Genomic DNA, 651 nt, shown 5'->3' with positions numbered 1-651 from the left:
GTAGTGGTAGCGGATGCTTTCGGTAACGGGCAGGTACAGCATGTCGTACTGCGCATCGCGCCAGTCGGTTTCGGGCAGGCCGTTTCGTGAGTTCTCTTCCTTGCTCGGCACTTTCCATTGGTGCTGGCCGATGATTTGGCCGTTGCCGTTGTAGTCGAAGCAGGTAATGCTTTGGCTGTTGGCGGCGCGGACGAGGTTGCCGTCCAAGTCGTATTGGTAAACGGTTTCCTGAACCTTGTCGTTCTCGCGGGCAAGGGTGTGGATTAAGCGTCCCAATATATCACGTTTGAACTCGGTAATCCGCAGCGGGATTTGGCTGTCGAGGTCATCTGAAAGCGGAGAGGCGTCTTTTTTAGGAACGGGTTGTCCGCCCAGTTGCGCCATCAGTTTGGCGGCGAGGGAGGCGTCGTCGCCGAATTCGCGCTGCTCGACCAGTTCGTTGCCGGCGTTGTAGCGGTAGCCGGTCAGCTTATGGTCGAAACCGCTTTCGGCAATCAGGCGGTCGAGGACGTCGTAGGCAAAACGGTAGCGCGCACCGTTTTCATTGGTAAGGCCGACCAGGCGGCGGGCTTTGTCGTAGTGGTAGCCGAAGGTATGGCCCAGCGCATTGGTGCGTCGGGTCGGCAGACCGTCCTGGCCGTATTCGTAGGA

The 651-nt window shown here is 58.5% G+C and carries 1 pseudogene; it reads right to left on the bottom strand.

Features of this window, described 5'->3' with window-relative positions:
* Positions 1-561 (bottom strand): annotated as a pseudogene (locus ACTHTG_RS11145) (hypothetical protein); the annotation flags it as partial.
* Between the last annotated feature and the right edge of the window lie 90 nt (positions 562-651).

Origin of the sequence: Neisseria sp. P0017.S009 (genome assembly GCF_051957375.1) — a bacterium.
In the GTDB taxonomy this organism is placed as follows: domain Bacteria; phylum Pseudomonadota; class Gammaproteobacteria; order Burkholderiales; family Neisseriaceae; genus Neisseria; species Neisseria perflava.
Note: the sequence above shows the minus strand (reverse complement) of the source record. Positions and strands in the feature narration are given on the sequence as shown.